Raw genomic sequence first — 17,860 nt, forward strand, 5'->3', positions numbered from 1 at the left:
AGGCAAGCAATCTAACCACCCTTAAAGTGTTGTTTTGCAACGCACAATCACAAATAAACCTGATAATGGTTAATTCGTGATTTTTTGTATATATCCATAATTTCAGCATTTCCAGTGACTTGAGGAACCGGATTCATGCCGGTTCATTCCATCAGGTCACAAATGCTATGCTTTCCTGAAAAGAATATCACAGATCCAACACGTTTATTTCGCAACCGCCAGAAGACACAGCAGGTTGTGTTGCTCTGACCGGAAGCTACCAAAAGGTAACAATCAACCAAAAGGCAGTTGAAACAACGCCGTAACAAACATTGTAAAATTCCGGAGGGAAGCTTTCGGGCGGATTGCGGGCAGAATATCGGCCCGAAACAGGCATAGCGGTCCCTGCCGTCACTTCATCATCCGATAAAAGTTGCGCCGGATTCTAAATGCAATCCAGCCCGGCCAAACTATTGATTGGCCGCAAGCGCATCATCCACCGGATAACCATTGTGATGGAAGATAATCAGATCGTCGGGGTGGGCTGCATTCAGCATCGCACGCGCACGCTCATCGAGCAGATCGGGATCAAGATGATTGGGACGCATCGCAATCACCCGCTGTTCGAGATGTTTTCGCTTATCGGTGATTTCATCACGGACTTTGGCGATTTCGGTGACGCGATCCTGCATTGACCAGTAAGCCAGAAGACCACGGTTCCCTTCCACGCTGTGGAAGATGAAATAAACCATGATGGTAAATGCGATTACCGGGGCAATTGCCTGACCTAGTCGGCGAATAACCGGTGATGTGGACGACATTTACCCCTGCCCCTTGCAGATACGAGACGAACAACAAAAAATACACCATTCCGAAACCGGAATGGAAAAACTGCGTGCGTTATTTCCCTTTGAAGTCAAAGGTATAAATATCGCAACGACCGAAACTCTCGCAAGAATACAGTCATAGCTAATCACAACAGAGTAAAAATAAGCTTAAAACAGCGGTGCTATTAGCCGCCGGTTACGTTCAATTAGCTGATCCTGAACAACAAAAACCGCCCCGCGATTGCGGGACGGCTTTTTTAAACCCAGTCCGGTTGGCAGACCCTATTTCAGGATCGAACGCCCCGGATAATAGGCACCAGTGCCCAGCATCTCTTCGATGCGGATCAGCTGGTTATATTTCGCCAGACGATCAGAACGCGACAGCGAACCTGTTTTGATCTGCCCACAATTGGTTGCAACAGCAAGGTCGGCAATGGTCGAATCTTCGGTTTCGCCCGAACGGTGCGACATGACGGCGGTATAACCGGCACGGTGCGCCATTTCAACGGCTTCCAGCGTCTCGGTCAGCGAACCGATCTGATTGACCTTCACGAGGATCGAGTTGGCAACGCCCTTCTTGATACCATCGGCAAGGCGTTCCGGATTGGTCACGAACAGATCGTCCCCGACCAGCTGAACCTTTTTGCCGATTTCCGACGTCAAGGCTGCCCAGCCGTCCCAGTCATCTTCAGACATGCCGTCTTCGATCGAGAAGATCGGATACTTGCTGACCAGATCGGCCCAGTATTTGACCATACCGTCCGCATCAAGAGTCTTGTTCTCGCCAGCCAGAACGTATTTTCCGCCTTTGTAAAACTCGGTCGATGCCGCATCAAGGGCAAGAACAACGTCTTCTTCCGGGCGATAACCGGCCGCCTCGATCGATTTCATGATGTAGCTGATAGCTTCTTCGCTCGACCCGATATTCGGGGCAAAACCACCCTCATCACCAACAGACGTGCTCAGACCGTCGGCCGAAAGCGCCTTTTTCAGGTTATGGAAGATTTCCGCACCCATGCGGATCGCATCCGATCCGGTTTCGGCCGAAACCGGCATCACCATGAATTCCTGAACATCGATGGCATTGTCGGCATGTTCGCCGCCATTGATGATGTTCATCATCGGCACCGGCAGGGTACGGGCAAAAGCACCACCAACATAACGATAAAGCGGAAGGCCCGCTTCTTCGGCAGCAGCCTTTGCAACCGCCAGCGAAACACCCAGAATGGCGTTCGCACCAAGACGGCTCTTGTTCGGCGTCCCGTCAAGATCGATCATGACGCCATCGACCTCGACCTGGTCTTCGGCATCCATACCGGCCAGTGCTTCAAAAATCTCGCCATTAACGGCAGCAACCGCTTTGGTCACGCCCTTGCCAAGATAACGGTCTTCCTTGTCACGCAGCTCGACGGCTTCATGCGCACCTGTAGACGCACCCGACGGAACGGCTGCACGACCAAAGGCGCCACTTTCCAGGGTTACATCAACTTCGACAGTCGGGTTGCCACGGCTATCGAGGATTTCGCGGCCGCGGATATCGATAATAGCGGTCATGACGGAAACATTCTCCTCACTGAGATTATCTGCACCCCTGCGGGGTACTTTGGTTACAGCATAAAAGAAATGCCGCCATCATCTCTGATGGCGGCACCTGCATATCAATCCTTGAACATATCCAGACGAACCGGATTGGCTTTTGCCACCTTGTCCAGTTCCATCAGAACCGACAGAACTTCGGGAAGCTTGTTCAACGGAATCTGGTTCGGGCCATCGCTGATGGCCGCATCCGGGTTATCGTGGGTTTCGATAAACAGGGCGGCAATGCCGACAGATACAGCCGCACGCGCCAACACCGGCGCAAATTCGCGCTGACCGCCCGACGTTGTCCCCTGCCCACCCGGTTGCTGAACAGAATGGGTCGCATCGAATACGACCGGATAGCCCTGACGGGCCATGGTGGGAAGTCCACGGAAATCGGTTACCAGCGTATTATAGCCAAAGCTGGTCCCGCGATCACAAAGCATGATGTTTTCATTGCCGGTTGACGCAATGTTGTTCGCAACATTCGCCATGTCCCAAGGTGCGAGGAACTGGCCCTTTTTGACATTAACCGCGCGCCCGGTTTTACCCGCCGCCTGCAGAAGATCGGCCTGACGGCACAGGAACGCCGGAATTTGCAGAATATCGGCAACTTCCGCAACCGCTGCACACTGATCTGGCAGGTGAATGTCGGTCACAATCGGAAGACCGGTCTTTTCCTTGACCTCGGCCAGAATGTCGAGACCTTCGACCAGACCAACCCCACGCTTGGATGTGCTGCTGGTGCGGTTCGCCTTGTCAAACGAGCTTTTATAAACAAGCCCGATCCCCATCCCCTCGGAAAGTTCCTTAAGGGCTGCGGACATTTCCAGTGCGTGCTGACGGCTTTCAATTGCACACGGCCCCGCCAGAAGCGCAAAGGGCCTGTCATTGGCGAATTCGATATTACCGACTTTGACAGTTTTGATTTCCGTCATTTCGAAGTCTTTCATTCAGGCTGTTTGATCAAACCAGACGGCTGCGCTCTTTGGCGGCCTTGATATAGGACACAAACAGCGGATGCGGATCAAGCGGACGCGAACGCAGTTCCGGGTGGAACTGAACCCCGATGAACCACGGGTGATTCGGGTATTCGACGATTTCCGGCAGACGTCCATCCGGCGACAGGCCCGAGAATTTAAGCCCTTTTTCCTCAAGCTGCCCCATGAAGTTTACGTTAACTTCATAACGATGGCGATGGCGTTCAAGAACGGTCTCACTGCCGTAGATGTCGCGCGCACGCGAACCGTCCACCAGTTTGCATTCGTAATTGCCAAGGCGCATGGTGCCGCCAAGGTCATCGTCATCCGAACGACGCTCGACAGAACCGCCGTCTTTGGCCCATTCGGTCATCAGCCCCACAAGCGGGGTTTTCGTCGGACCGAATTCCGATGATGATGCATCCTTAAGGCCCGCAAGATTCCGTGCTGCCTCAAGAACCGCCATCTGCATGCCAAAACAGATGCCGAAATACGGCACCTTGTTTTCACGGGCATAGCGCGCAGCGGCAATCTTGCCCTCTGTGCCACGCTCGCCAAATCCGCCCGGCACCAGGATCGCATCCAGTTTGGACAGGATTTCGCTAACATCGCCTTCTTTTTCAAGCGCGTCAGACGCAATCCATTCCAGCTTGACACGGACCTTGTTGGCGATGCCGCCATGGGTCAGTGCTTCGGTCAGCGACTTATAGGCATCGGGCAGCTGAATGTATTTGCCAACGATCCCGATGGTGACCTCACCTTCCGGGTTACGGATGATGTTGCAGATTTCTTCCCACGGCCCCAGATCCGGGTCCTGTGCCTGCAGGCCAAAGTGATGAAGCACTTCGTTATCAAGACCATACTGGTGATAGCTGATCGGCACCTGATAGATATTGTCGACGTCATAGGCCGGAATAACGGCGGCTTCGCGCACATTACAGAAACGCGCGATCTTGCGGCGCTCATTGACCGGAATTTCACGGTCACAACGGCACAGCAGGATATCAGGCTGGATACCAACGCTTTGCAGTTCCTTGACGGAATGCTGGGTCGGTTTGGTTTTAAGCTCGCCCGCCGACGAAATATAGGGCACCAGTGTCAGATGCATGAACAGCGTGCGGCCATCGCCAAGCTCGTTGCCCATCTGGCGGATCGCCTCAAGGAACGGCAGGCTTTCGATATCACCAACCGTACCGCCGATCTCGACCAGGACAAAATCCTCGGTCGCATCGGACTGGACGAATTCCTTGATCGCGTCGGTGATGTGCGGAATGACCTGGACGGTCCCGCCCAGATAATCACCGCGACGTTCGCGCGCAATGACGTTGGAATAGATGCGGCCGGTGGTCACATTGTCCGAACGGCGCGACGAAACACCGGTGAAACGCTCATAGTGACCAAGATCAAGGTCGGTCTCTGCCCCGTCTTCGGTCACATAGCATTCACCATGCTGATACGGGCTCATGGTGCCCGGATCGACGTTGATATACGGATCAAGCTTGCGCAGGCGGACCGTAAATCCGCGCGCCTGAAGCGAGGCCCCCAAAGCAGCAGACGCCAGGCCCTTGCCCAACGAAGAAACAACGCCACCGGTGATAAAGATATAACGGGTCATGTCTTTGCCTCATCTCAAAGCAAAACGCCGCAGTTCGATGCCGCTCAGTGCATCACGAACCGGGGAATACAACAATCAAAAATTGAGGCGGCAATTTTGCCGCCTCTGGTCGTCGGTTTGTTTTTTAGCGGGTCGGAGCCGCCGGTCCGGTGTCCTCGGCGGGCTGTTGTTCAGCTGCCGGGGCCGGTGCCTGGTCCAGTATGGATGTCGGCTGGGTATGGGTGTTGGACAACAATGCCAGCGCAAGGCTCGTAATCATGAAAGCCCCGGCAAGAATCGCGGTCGTACGTGTCAGAAGGTTTGCTGCGCTGCGCGAGCTCATGACGCCGAAATTACTGCCGCCGCCACCGCCGCCGCTTCCGCCGATACCAAGCCCACCGCCCTCGCTGCGCTGTACGAGAATGACGGCAATCATGCCAAGCGCAAGAAGAAGGTGAATTACCAGAATGACAGTTTGCATGGTCTCGAAACTCTTGTCCTAAAACTTCCGATCCGAACATTATTATGGCCGGATCGGGCAAAAATTTGATGCGTATTTAACGTGTTTTATGACAGTTGGCTAGGCGCAACTTTCAATAATTTGCCAAAAATCGTCAACCTTGAGGCTCGCCCCGCCAACCAGCGCACCGTCAACATCGGGCACAGACAGCAATTCCGCCGCGTTGGACGGCTTGACCGAACCACCATACAGAATTCTGAACTTGTCACCATCATCAAATCGTGCCGTCAGCTCTGCACGAATTGCAGCATGGACTTCGGCAACTTCATCAACGCTTGCCGTGCGTCCCGTACCAATCGCCCAGACCGGTTCATAGGCGATGACGGTATTTTCCGGCGTCGCATCATCGGGGACCGATACCGCAATCTGGCCATTGACCACGGCCAGCGTCGCGCCAAGGTCGCGTTCCTGTTCCGTCTCCCCAACACAGACAACAGCAATCAGACCAGCTTCATGTGCCGCCATTGTCTTCTGGCGAATAACGGTTGAACTTTCCCCGTGATCGGCACGGCGTTCGGAATGCCCGACAAGAACATGGGTCGCCCCGATATCGGCCAGCATCGGGGCAGCAATATCGCCGGTATGCGCACCCGAAACCGCTACATGGCAATCCTGCCCGCCCACCCTGACAGCACTGCCGTTGGTAACGCCAGCCACATCCGAAATCAGCGTTGCCGGCGGACAGACCAGAATATCGCATGCCAGATCGCCCTTGGCTTTGGCGCGATCAGACAATCCGCGCGCAAGTGCAAGTCCGTCGGTGCGCAGGCAATTCATTTTCCAGTTTCCGGCGATCAGGGGACGGCGCTGTGACATATGTATATCTACCTCTTGCTGCGACGGGTTGTGGATCGGCATATGGCATGGCCCAAGTGAAAGCCATGCGGGAACCGATCCGACACGTATTGTTACAAACACGACTTAACGCGGGTTTTAGCACGCGACTTTGCCCCGGCCAAGCCCTGGAAAACACTGTCAACCGAACTTCGGACACGGTCAATGCAATCGGCTGTTGCCGCCCTTACCTCTCGCCATTAAGATGCGCGGCAATTGCGGCGGGGTTTCATACCCCCAAAGCTGACAAAAGAAACGCTGCCGATGCAATGCTATCGGCACCAAACCACGAATTGTTAGGCTTATCATATGCTTGCTGGCATTCGCTCTTTTTCGAAATCAATCTTTGCCAAGATCATCCTCGGCGTGATTGCAATCAGCTTCGTCGGATGGGGCCTGAACGCCTCGATGCTCGATCTTGGAACATCGCGACAGGTTGCTGAAATCGGCAGCCAAAACATCAGTCCCTCCGAACTGGATCGCGCCTTCCAGCGCAGCATCCAGAATATGCGCAGCGTTTTCGGTCCCAATTTCGACCGTCAGCAAGCCATTCAGATGGGCCTTTTGAACAACACGGTTCAAAGCCTGGTTTCCCAGAAAATCCTGCGTGAAAACGCACAGGAAATGGGGATTGGCATCAGCAATGAAAAAGTCCGCGACACGATCTTTGCATCACCGGGCTTCCAGAACGAAACCACCGGCCAGTTTGACCGCGAACGTTTCCTTCAGGCGCTGTATTCCAGCGGATATACCGAACCGGAATTCATCGACGGTGTCCGTGGTGACATGATGGGCCAGCAGGTTGTCGGAAGCCTCGCCGGTGCGGTTAACGCACCAGGTGTCATGGCGCAGCAGATTGCCGCCTATCGCAATGAACAGCGCAGCGGCAGCTTCTTTGCGCTGAACGCATCGGAATTCGATAATATCGAAACCCCGGATGATGCGACGCTTCGCAAATATCACGAAGACAACGCACCGCAATTCACCGCCCCTGAAAGCCGTAATGTGACCCTGGTCACGCTGAGCGCGGCCGATCTGGCGGCAAACATGGATGTGACCGAGGACGAAATCGTCGAGGCATACAACCATCGCCTGCCGGAATTCCAGACCCCGGAAAAACGTGTTGTCGAACAGATTCTGTTTGCCCCGAATGACAAGGAAAGCGCACAGGAAGCCTATAAGACCCTTCAGGGTGGTGCCGATTTCATGACGGTTGCAACCGAAGAAGCAGGGATGGACCCGTCGATTGTGAAGCTTGGCGAATTCACCGCCGACAACATCCTGCCCGATCTGCGCGATGCGACCTTCGGCCTTGAGGAAGGCGCGTTTTCCGAACCGGTTGAAACCGCCCTTGGCTGGCACATCATTCGCGTGCCGAGCGTCACACCCGAACGCACAGAAAGCCTTGACCAGGTTCGCGGCCAGGTCGAAGAAGGTGTCAAGCAATTCAAGGCAGAAGACGCGATCTATGACCTTGCTGCCAGACTTGACGACGAACTGGGTGCCGGCACCCCGCTTGAAGAAGCGGCCAATGCTGTTGGCGCAAAAACCTACAAGCTGAACAATGTTATCAGCGGCGAAGGCCTTGATGCTGAAATCACTGACAGCAGCGAAATCAACGCCAAGATTTTTGAACTCGACAAGGGCGAGGAAAGCTTCCTCGAAGAAACCTCGACCGGTGTTCGTTACGTTGCACGTGTTGATGAAGTAACGCCGTCGGCGCTGCGTCCGTTCGAAGAAGTTCGTGAAGACGTCGTTACTGCATGGAAGACCGATGAACGCAATCGTCTGATGCTTGAAAAAGCCGATCAGCTAGCTGCATCGATCAATGACCAGAATGCCGATATCGCAACACTCGCCACCAGCGACAATGCCGAACTGCAAGAAAGCGGTCTGACCAAGCGTACCGGTGAAGGTCTTGGAAGCGATGTCAGCCCGGCGGTTGCCGCCGCCCTCTTCACCCTTGATGAAGGCAAGGCGAAGGCAATTCAGTCCGACGAACATGTTCTGGTTCTGAAACTTGACCAGATCAGGGCCGCCACAATTGCCGAAGGCGATGCCGATCCGGTTGTGACCGAACTGAAACAGGCCCTGAACGAGGACATTCTTGCACAATATCTTGATTATCTGCAGGACGAGATTTCGATCAGCGTCAATAACAGCGTGATCAACGGTCTTTATCCGCAGAACGCGACCAACTGATCCCGATCCGGAATGGGGCGGCCTTTCATCGGGCCGCCCTTTTTCGTTAAGATCCGCCCTGCCTCGTATCGCCCAAATCCAATCGGCCCAACCCACATCGGACAGACCATGGAAATCAAACCGGATTTCAACAGTTTCAAACAGAACTACAATAACGGCATTTCACAGGTTCTCTGGACCTCGCTAACCGCCGATCTGGATACGCCCGTCTCGGCATTTCTCAAGATCGCCGAAGGCATGCCAAACACCTATCTGCTTGAATCTGTCGAAGGCGGTGCCGTTCGCGGACGCTATTCATTCCTTGGCCTGCGCCCCGATCTGATCTGGCGCTGCTTTGGCCAGAAGGCCGAACTGAACCGCCGCGCCCTTGCCGATGCTGATGCGTTCGAAGCCGAACCGGATGCACCGCTTGAAAGCCTCAAAAAGCTGATCGCAGAAAGCCACATCGCCCTGCCCGACAATCTGCCGCCCATGAGTGCCGGTCTTGTCGGCTATATGGGCTATGACACCGTGCGCCTGATGGAAAAGCTGCCCGACAGCAACCCGGATGAACTCGGCGTCCCTGACGGCATCTTTATCCGCCCGACGGTGACAGCAAGCTTCGATACCATCGCCGATACCGTCACCGTCGTAACCCCGGTCCGCCCCGAAAGCGGAATAGACGCCGATGCGGCCTATGATCTGGCCTGTGCGCGCCTCAATGATGTCGTGCAGCAGTTCCAGCGCAACCTGTTCCTTGATCGCCGGTCCAAATCCGCCCCCGATACCCTGCCCGACCCGAAGGTTAGCGTCGACGAGGCCGGTTTCCACAAGATGGTCGATCAGGCCAAGGAATATATCCGTGCAGGCGATATCTTTCAGGTCGTGCTGTCGCAACGCTACACGCTGCCCTATCAATTGCCGCCTTTCGCCTTTTACCGCGCCCTTCGCCGGATCAATCCGTCACCATTCATGTTCTATCTTGATATCGGCGGGTTTCAGGTGGTCGGCGCCAGCCCGGAAATCCTTGTGCGTCTGCGCGACGGCGAAGTCACCATTCGCCCGATTGCCGGCACACGTCGGCGCGGCCACACGCCCGAAGACGATAAAGTAATGGCACAGGACCTGCTCGATGATCCCAAGGAACGCTCCGAACATCTGATGCTGCTTGACCTTGGGCGCAATGATGTCGGCCGTGTGTCCAAGCCCGGTACGGTGCGCGTCACCGACCGCGAACAGATCGAATACTATTCCCATGTCATGCATATCGTCTCGAACGTCGTCGGTCAGATCGACGAAAAGTATGATGCGATGGACGCGCTCAAGGCCGGTTTCCCTGCCGGAACGGTATCGGGCGCGCCAAAGGTCCGCGCCATGGAAATCATTGATGAACTGGAATCGGTCCGGCGCGGCATTTATGCCGGTTGTATCGGCTATATCTCCGCCGACGGATCAATGGATACCTGCATCGCGCTTCGGACCGCCGTCATCAAGGACGAACAGATCCACATTCAGGCAGGCGCCGGGATCGTCGTCGACAGCAAACCGGAACTCGAACATAAGGAATGCCAGAACAAGGCAGGCGCGCTCATGGCCGCCGCCCGCGAAGCCCATCGGTTTTCTTAATAACGCCTCATCCGTTTCCGGTGTTTGCGGTAACGCCAATGTGCAGCACAAAACAGCAGTGCAAACACTCCGGTCGCTGCAATTGCATATGTGGCAATGGTCGATGACGCGTTCCGGTATTGGAAAAGATTAGTTATGTCCGAATAGCTCGGCACAAGAGGAAAATAAGCCACATCAACAGATGCGCCGACAGATGTGCTAAACTTGGCACCAGCTGGTAAACTCACATACCTCTCGTGTGGCACGTCATCAGCATCTGTAAAACGATACCAAATGGTCGAGTTTCCATTGTTCTTTTCATACTTTATGACTGTGCCAGTGGTGTCTGCGCGATCAATGCGTGTCAGCGCATAAGGCAATCCTTCATATCCAATAAAACCTGCGATAAACACGCTCAGCAGCATCAACAGACCAAGAATGACCTGCCGCTGGATATGAAAATCTGTTTCTTCGGATCGAGGGTCTCGCATCAACCTGTCGCACTTGGACTTGTTCGCCGCAGGATATCGGTCACCGGTACCAGAACAAATCCCTTGGCCTGAATGGCCGGAATCCATTTATGCAGGGCTTCCAGCGTCAAGTCACGCGGATGGCCAATCGCAATCGCAAATCCCTGATTGGTCGCAACCTTTTCGGTTCGTGCCAGCATCGCAGCAATCTTGGCCGCATCATCGGCATCATCGATAAACACATCACGCTCAAGGGCTGGCACATCATATTGGCGTGCCATCGAAAATCCGACCGACTTGGCACTGGTTTTGGAATCAAGGAACAGAAGCCCGCGTGATTTCATGACCTCCATCACCACCTGCATGCGTTCCGGGTCGGATGTAAACTTGCTGCCCATATGGTTGTTCACCCCGACATAACCGTCAAACCGGTCAAGCATCCAGGTCATCTCGCCCAATATCTTGTCGCGGTCAAATCCCGTGCGCAAGGCATGCGGACCGGGATCAACCGTCGCCGATGACGGTTCCATCGGCATGTGAAGCATCACTTCATGACCGCGCGCCCGAGCATCCCGCACCTGCCGCTGAAGGTCGCGCGCATAGGGCAAATAGGAAATCGTCACCGGCCCGGGCAGCTCTATCGTGCGCGCCGTGCGCGGCTGATCAAGGCCCGCATCATCAATCACAATCGCAATCACCGGTGCCGTTCCGGTTTCCGGGGTAAGGGCAGCGAATTTCTGCCACGGCGGCGGCCCGTCATTATATTCGCCACCCTCTATATTCCCCGTACTCGGCGGCACTAAAGAATCAGGGGATCGCGTTGCCGGTGTTTTTTCCGGCTCGATCACGGGGGCGGTATTCTCGCCGGGTTTCCGTTCGCCGACCATATATCCGGTCCGGTCGCGATTGCCGTTGCTTTCGCTGAAATCATAATTGCGGCTTTCGGGCACCGGGTCCGGTTGCGGCGTATAATCGGGTTTGGAATTTACCGCCCGTTCGCCCAGATCACGCGATGCCCGGTCAAGCTCAAGCAGACTGCCCGCGGCAATGAATGCCGAAATGGTGCCCGCAACAATCGCACCGCCCAGCATCAAACGACCGATACCGCCCGATTTCTTTTTCGGTGCAGCCTTGCCACGGCCTGTTTTTCGCGGTGCCGCTTTTTTCTTTTTGGCGGGTTGTGCCCGGCGTGCCACGCTCTGGTCTCCAGTCTCGTTTGCTGGGTCGTGATACCCATATGGTGATTATATACCGATTATCCCGGCTTGTGTTTGGAAGCTTTTAAACCCGATCAGGTTAGCACCCTGTTAAAGCCGCAAACAAAGGCCGGAAACAACGGCAGGAAAATGGTTTTTGCAATCGCTTGACGTAGCGGCAATGCCGTTTATTCTCTGCCCGATCTTATATTCACAGCCCGGCGCCACGATGTATCTCCTCATCGATAATTACGACAGCTTCACATTCAATTTGTGGCACTATCTGCGCGAACTCGGCCCCGAGGTCGAAGTGCGCCGCAATGATGAAATCTCGGTTGATGACGCGATGGCTTTAAAGCCCGAAGGCATCGTGATCTCGCCCGGTCCGTGTGACCCGGATCGTGCCGGTATCTGTCTTGATCTGATCAGGGCGTCTGCGGGCAAGGTCAAATTGCTTGGCGTCTGCCTTGGTCATCAGGCCATCGGCCAGGCCTTTGGCGGCAATGTCGTGCGCGCGCCCGAATGCATGCATGGCAAAACCGATGCGATGACCCATGACGGCAAAAGCGTGTTTAACACCCTGCCAAGCCCGTTCGAGGCAACACGTTACCATTCATTGGTTGTTGATCGCGCAACCCTGCCCGATTGTCTTGAAATCACGGCGGAAAACGGGGATGGTCTGATCATGGGGCTGCGTCACAAACAGCATCAAATTCATGGTGTGCAGTTCCACCCCGAAAGCATCGCCTCCGAACACGGCCATGCCCTTTTGAAGAATTTTATAGACTTCCCCGGCGTATGAAACCGCACCGGACCGCTAACCGAGGAAACCCGCATGTCGACTGAATATGACCTGAAGCCGATCCTGGCCAAAGTCGCAAATGGCGAAAAACTGAACGAAGAACAGGCCGAACAGGCATTCGACGTTCTGATGTCCGGTCAGGCAACGCCGTCTCAGATGGGGGCTTTCTTGATGGCGCTGCGCCTGCGCGGCGAAACGGTCGATGAAATCACCGGGGCTGCGCGCGTCATGCGTTCCAAGGCGACCGGCATTATCGCCCCACCCAATGCGGTTGATACATGCGGCACCGGTGGGGATGGCAGCGGCACCTATAATATCTCGACCGGGGCGGCGATTGTGGCGGCGGCGTGCGGGGCCATCGTTGCCAAGCACGGCAACCGCGCGGCTTCGTCAAAATCGGGGTCGGCCGATGTCCTGTTGGCGCTTGGCGTCAATCTCGATGCCGATATGGCGCTTCTTGAAAAGGCGCTAAAGGAAATCAATCTGTGCTTCATGATGGCAACGCGTCATCATTCCGCCGTGCGTCACGTGATGCCGACCCGCGTTGAAATGGGCACGCGCACGATTTTTAACCTGTTGGGTCCGCTGGCCAACCCGGCCAAAACAAAACGGCAGGTCATGGGTGTTTTCGCCCGTGAATGGGTTGAACCGATTGCCAATGTCCTGAACCGTCTTGGTTCCGAACATGCGTGGGTTGTCTATGGTCATAGCGGCCTTGACGAAATTTCGACGACCGGCCCTACCTTTGTCGCCGAAGTCAAAAACGGCGAGGTCACGACCTTTGAAATCAATCCCGAAGATTACGGCCTTGAAATCGTCACCCTTGATGCACTTAAAGGGGGCGACGCCCAAACCAACGCGCAGGCCATTCTTGATCTTCTTGCCGGTCAAAAAAGCGCCTATCGCGATATCGTTCTGCTGAATGCCGCAGCCGCCCTTGTGGTTACCGACATCGCAACCGATCTTGCCGATGGCATCGAAAAGGCACGGGCCGCAATCGATTCCGGCAAAGCCGCCGAAACCTTGCAGGCACTTGTCCGCATTTCCAATCAGGGGACCGCAGCGTGAGCGACGTACTCGAACGTATCTGTAACGACAAACGCGACCATATCGCCGCCTGCAAGGCGCGAAAATCGCTTGCCGACCTCGAAACAGCCGCCAGATCGCAATCCACCCCGCGCGGCTTCATCAAGGCGCTTGAAACATCGGTTGCGGATGGCCGTTATGGCCTGATTGCCGAAATCAAAAAAGCATCCCCGTCCAAGGGCCTGATCCGCCCGGATTTCAATCCGCCCGTTCTGGCGCAGGCCTACAAGGCCGGCGGTGCAAGCTGCCTGTCGGTCCTGACCGACATCCCCTATTTCCAGGGCAATGACAGCTATCTGATCGCGGCGCGTGCCGCGGTTGACCTGCCGGTACTGCGCAAGGATTTCATGCTTGATCCCTATCAGGTGACCGAAGCCCGGGCCCTTGGTGCCGATTGCATCCTTCTGATCATGGCAGCCCTTGAAGACGATCAGGCCGCCGAACTGGAAGACGCCGCAAACAGCCTTGGCATGGATGTCCTGATCGAAGTCCACAACGCCCCGGAACTCGAACGCGCCCTGAAACTGAAATCTAAGCTGCTTGGCGTGAACAACCGCAACCTGAAAACGCTCGAAGTTTCCCTGACCACGACCGAAGAACTCGCTGGCATGGTCGATAACAGCCGGATGTTGGTCGCCGAAAGTGGCCTGTTCACCCACGATGACCTCGCCCGCATGGCAAAGGTCGGCGCACAATGCTTCCTGATCGGTGAAAGCCTGATGCGTCAGGACGACGTCACCGCCGCCACCCGCAATATCCTTGGCCTCGCGGCCTGATATCGGAACAGGACACAGGCATGGCAGACAAACTTTCGCATATCGACGCCGCCGGTAACGCTGTCATGGTCGATATTTCGGCCAAGACCGATACCGCGCGCGTCGCCATCGCAAAGGGCCGTGTCCTGATGTCGGCAGAAACCGCCCGGCTGATTGCCGAACGCGGCCATAAAAAGGGCGACGTTCTTGGTATTGCCCAGCTGGCCGGGATCATGGGGGCCAAGAAAACCCCCGACCTGATCCCGCTTTGCCATCCCCTGCCCCTGACCTCGGTCGAAGTCACGCTGGAACTGGCAACCGATACCGACGCGGTCGATATTGTCGCGACCTGCAAGACCACCGGCAAAACCGGGGTCGAAATGGAAGCCCTGACCGCGGTTTCCGTCACCGCACTCACCGTGTTTGATATGTGCAAGGCCGTCGATAAGGCCATGCGGATCACCGATATCCGCGTCGTCCACAAAGATGGTGGAAAATCGGGTCTGTTCACCGCCGACTGATCCCTGAAAACATCCAAATTTCGTTTCTTGACCGAAAGAATGCCCTTAAACGGTGATTTTTTGGCTTCTGGTGCTTGACGGCGCAACAGAACCAAAGTAGAACATTCATGTATTCGGTTTGTTCTTATTACTGGTTCAGGAAAAATCATGCTGACGCGCAAGCAATACGAATTGCTGGTCTATATCGACAATTACCTTCGCGATCATGGCATCTCGCCCTCTTTTGACGAGATGAAAGAAGCCCTGAGCCTGAAATCCAAATCCGGCATTCATCGCCTGATTACCGGGCTTGAGGAACGCGGCTTTATCCGCCGCCTCGCCCATCGGGCCCGCGCGCTCGAAGTCCTGCGCCTTCCCGATAATAACGATGATGATGCGGCGGAAACGCCCAACAATGTCACCTCTATCGCCGCGGCGCGAAAGACCAGCCACCGGCCGGCAACCGTGCCTTCGGCCTTTTCGGAATCGGGTGAATCCGTTTCCCTGCCGCTGTTTGGCCGGATCGCGGCGGGTACCCCGATCGAAGCCCTTCGCGATCAAAGCACGATGGTGCAGGTCCCGGCAGCGCTTCTGGGAACCGGTGATCATTACGCGCTTGAGGTTTCCGGTGATTCGATGATCGATGCCGGCATTCTCGATGGTGACACCGTCCTGATCCAGCGGTGCGAACAGGCCAATGATGGCTCCATCGTTGTCGCTCTGGTCGACGACGCCGAAGCCACCCTGAAACGCCTGAAACGTGGCCGTGGCGAAGTCCTGCTCGAACCGGCCAATGCGCGTTATGAAACACGCGCGCTCTCGCCTGATCGTGTCCGCATTCAGGGACGTCTGATCGGCCTTCTGCGCCAATACTGATAGAATGCCCGAACAAACCGAAAGAAACGCCGTCAGCCCGTCTGGCGGCGTTTTTATTTGACGACCCTGCCCCCAATAATAATCCACGGCCAAGTGCCGGACGTCTCACGCACCGTCTCGATCACCGGGTCTGCGTCGGGCCGCAACGCAACCGATACACCGCCCCGCCACCACAACAGATCATCATCGATGATCGTGACATCGGACGGGCAGATATCGCGCGGCATATCGCGTTTAAGGCTTACGATGATATCGGCATGACGGCAGGCATAGAACGGATTGACCAGCCCATTGGCAACAACAATCCGTTTTCCCCCAACGGTCGCCCGGCATACCGCCCCATCACATTTCTCGACCACATTCCCGGCGTCATGATCGGCAATGCCATATCGCGCCATCCAGACCGATTGCTGAAAGCCCGATATGCCCGCAGGCAGGATAAGCTTGTCGGCTTCCCGGTCGCGGATCGCCCAGGATTCCTGATCCCCGGAAACAAGGATATCTGCCGGGCGATACAGGATTTGCGCCGCAATCGCGATACAAAGCGGAATAACACCAAGCCAGACCACCCTGTTCTGTCGCCAGATCAGAACCCAGGCAATCGCCACCATCATACCGGCGGCAAATACGGCACTGAACTGTTCAACATGCCAAAGTCCCCATGCCTGATCAGCAGCAAGACCGGCCGTTTCAATCAGCAGGGTCAAACCCGGCTTCATCAGCCATAGGGGCAACGCCCCCGCCCCGAACGGCATCAGGACAAGTGTTGCGACAATCAACGGCATGATCCAGAACGCCATCACCGGAATGGCAATCAGGTTGGACAGAACCCCGACCATCGAAATCCGCCCGAAATGAAATCCGATAATCGGCGCGGTTACCGCGGTGACCAGAATGCCGGTAATCACTAGCCCGGCAAAAAACAGCCAAAGCCGAAACAATCGTGTCCGGTCCCCCGATGCATCAAACCATCGCCGCCCCGGCCCGTCATAAAATGCCACCAGCACCGCTACCGCAGCAAAAGACAATTGAAAGCTTGGCCCCAGCACCGCATCGGGCCGCAATATCAGAACAACAAGTGCCGCAACCGCAACGAGGCGTAGCGATATCGCCCGCCGATCCAGCAACAATGCCACCCAGACAATCATCAGGGTGATAAAGGCACGCTGCGTCGGAACACTCGCCCCGGACAGGCCAAGATAAATCACCCCGGCAATCATCGCCCCGATGGCCGCCCATTTCTTGATCGGAAACCGAAGCGCGACCACCGGAATGGCCGCAAGTCCGAACCGCAGAAAAAAGAACACCGTTCCGCTCAGAAGCCCCATATGCAGACCGGAAATCGCCAGCAGATGCGCAAGCCCGGATTTGCGCAGATCATCTGCCGTCTCCTCACCGACATCTCCGCGTTCGCCAACAATCAGCGCCTTGGCAATTCCGGATTCCGGCCATGCCAGAACGCGGTCGATTTCCCCCATAATCGCAAGGCGCAAATATTCGATCCGTTCCGACAACGGTTGCAGAAAACCCGCATTCGCCGCTCTGGTTACACGGTATTGATGGCCAAAAACAAAACCGGTCGCGCCAATCCCGTCCAGATACAGCCGCCGTGAAAAATCCGGGTCGCCCGGCACCGATGGCGCACGCAACGGAAAAAGGCGCGCCGATGCAACAATCCGGTCACCAACCGCAAGATCATCCCCGCCCGGAAGGCTCAAACGAACCTTCCAGTCAAACCTCCGATGATTCAGCCCATCAATCCGCACCGGCGCAACCGTCATGCGCATCCTGCCGCCGCGCGGCTCCAGCAGCGTGATATCGCCTTCGATTTCGGTCATATAAAGCGTTTTGGCCGGAAGCCCCGACGCGGCCGTTTCAAGATGAAGCGATGCGACCAGTAAGCCTGCGCAAAACCCGGCAAGCAGCAAAAAACCGAAAAAAGCCGAAACCCACCGTCGCGAAATCCACAATCCCGACAGCGAAAGAATCACCGCCAGTCCCGATTGTTCAACACCAAGGCGCGCGGGAAGTGAAAAATACGCCGCACATCCCAACCCGAAGAATATAACCGAACACA

16 protein-coding genes are annotated in these 17,860 nt (G+C 55.7%); 7 read left to right on the forward strand and 9 right to left on the reverse strand.

Annotation, left to right across the window (positions count from 1 at the left end; genetic code table 11):
- Positions 1–449 precede the first annotated feature (449 nt).
- The 6 genes from LG297_RS10515 to tpiA form a co-directional block, all read right to left on the reverse strand.
- The gene (locus LG297_RS10515; protein ID WP_404426851.1) at positions 450–800 is read right to left on the reverse strand and encodes a septum formation initiator family protein; all 351 of its coding nucleotides are present in this window, start codon (positions 798–800) and stop codon (positions 450–452) included.
- Positions 801–1,088: 288 nt separating this feature from the next.
- Positions 1,089–2,360, reverse strand: a complete 1,272-nt coding sequence (eno, locus tag LG297_RS10520) for a phosphopyruvate hydratase (RefSeq protein WP_404426852.1) — start codon at positions 2,358–2,360, stop codon at positions 1,089–1,091.
- Between the two features lie 104 nt (positions 2,361–2,464).
- Positions 2,465–3,322, reverse strand: a complete 858-nt coding sequence (gene kdsA / locus LG297_RS10525; protein ID WP_404426853.1) for a 3-deoxy-8-phosphooctulonate synthase — start codon at positions 3,320–3,322, stop codon at positions 2,465–2,467.
- Positions 3,323–3,350: 28 nt separating this feature from the next.
- Entirely contained in the window at positions 3,351–4,979 is a 1,629-nt protein-coding gene (locus LG297_RS10530; RefSeq protein ID WP_404426854.1) for a CTP synthase, read from the reverse strand.
- A 124-nt stretch (positions 4,980–5,103) separates the two neighbouring features.
- Positions 5,104–5,439, reverse strand: a complete 336-nt coding sequence (gene secG / locus LG297_RS10535) for a preprotein translocase subunit SecG (RefSeq protein WP_404426855.1) — start codon at positions 5,437–5,439, stop codon at positions 5,104–5,106.
- A gap of 99 nt (positions 5,440–5,538) precedes the next feature.
- Complete coding sequence (gene tpiA / locus LG297_RS10540; protein WP_404426856.1) at positions 5,539–6,294, reverse strand: triose-phosphate isomerase; 756 nt, start codon at positions 6,292–6,294, stop codon at positions 5,539–5,541.
- A 327-nt stretch (positions 6,295–6,621) separates the two neighbouring features.
- Between tpiA and LG297_RS10545 the strand changes: the two genes are divergently transcribed.
- Both LG297_RS10545 and trpE read left to right on the forward strand, forming a co-directional pair.
- On the forward strand, positions 6,622–8,514 hold the full coding sequence (locus LG297_RS10545; RefSeq protein ID WP_404426857.1) for a SurA N-terminal domain-containing protein: 1,893 nt from the start codon (positions 6,622–6,624) through the stop codon (positions 8,512–8,514).
- A gap of 108 nt (positions 8,515–8,622) precedes the next feature.
- A complete protein-coding gene (gene trpE, locus LG297_RS10550) occupies positions 8,623–10,119 on the forward strand; it encodes an anthranilate synthase component I (RefSeq protein WP_404426858.1) in 1,497 nt (498 codons plus the stop codon).
- On the opposite strand, the gene LG297_RS10555 is transcribed toward trpE, so the two are convergent.
- A complete protein-coding gene (locus tag LG297_RS10555; RefSeq protein WP_404426859.1) occupies positions 10,116–10,589 on the reverse strand; it encodes a hypothetical protein in 474 nt (157 codons plus the stop codon). The genes trpE and LG297_RS10555 overlap by 4 nt on opposite strands.
- Entirely contained in the window at positions 10,589–11,764 is a 1,176-nt protein-coding gene (locus tag LG297_RS10560) for a divergent polysaccharide deacetylase family protein (RefSeq protein WP_404426860.1), read from the reverse strand. Before LG297_RS10560 ends, LG297_RS10555 begins: the two co-directional genes overlap by 1 nt.
- A gap of 229 nt (positions 11,765–11,993) precedes the next feature.
- Here LG297_RS10560 and LG297_RS10565 point away from each other — a divergent pair, with 229 nt between their 5' ends.
- From LG297_RS10565 to lexA, 5 genes are all read left to right on the forward strand, one after another.
- Entirely contained in the window at positions 11,994–12,566 is a 573-nt protein-coding gene (locus LG297_RS10565) for an anthranilate synthase component II (protein WP_404426861.1), read from the forward strand.
- 33 nt (positions 12,567–12,599) lie between these two features.
- Positions 12,600–13,634, forward strand: a complete 1,035-nt coding sequence (gene trpD / locus LG297_RS10570) for an anthranilate phosphoribosyltransferase (RefSeq protein WP_404426862.1) — start codon at positions 12,600–12,602, stop codon at positions 13,632–13,634.
- The gene (gene trpC, locus LG297_RS10575; RefSeq protein ID WP_404426863.1) at positions 13,631–14,428 is read left to right on the forward strand and encodes an indole-3-glycerol phosphate synthase TrpC; all 798 of its coding nucleotides are present in this window, start codon (positions 13,631–13,633) and stop codon (positions 14,426–14,428) included. The genes trpD and trpC overlap by 4 nt, the downstream gene beginning before the upstream one ends.
- Positions 14,428–14,928 (forward strand): cyclic pyranopterin monophosphate synthase MoaC, encoded by a 501-nt coding sequence (gene moaC, locus LG297_RS10580; RefSeq protein ID WP_404426947.1) that lies wholly within the window; start codon positions 14,428–14,430, stop codon positions 14,926–14,928. The genes trpC and moaC overlap by 1 nt, the downstream gene beginning before the upstream one ends.
- Before the next feature lie 147 nt (positions 14,929–15,075).
- Complete coding sequence (gene lexA, locus LG297_RS10585; protein WP_404426864.1) at positions 15,076–15,783, forward strand: transcriptional repressor LexA; 708 nt, start codon at positions 15,076–15,078, stop codon at positions 15,781–15,783.
- A 53-nt stretch (positions 15,784–15,836) separates the two neighbouring features.
- Here the strand turns inward: lexA and LG297_RS10590 are convergent, their stop codons facing one another.
- Positions 15,837–17,774, reverse strand: coding sequence for a ComEC/Rec2 family competence protein (locus tag LG297_RS10590; RefSeq protein ID WP_404426865.1), 1,938 nt, complete (start codon positions 17,772–17,774; stop codon positions 15,837–15,839).
- Positions 17,775–17,860 lie beyond the last annotated feature (86 nt).

The sequence above is a fragment of the Thalassospira australica genome (genome assembly GCF_044790785.1).
Classification (GTDB): Bacteria; Pseudomonadota; Alphaproteobacteria; order Rhodospirillales; family Thalassospiraceae; genus Thalassospira; species Thalassospira australica_A.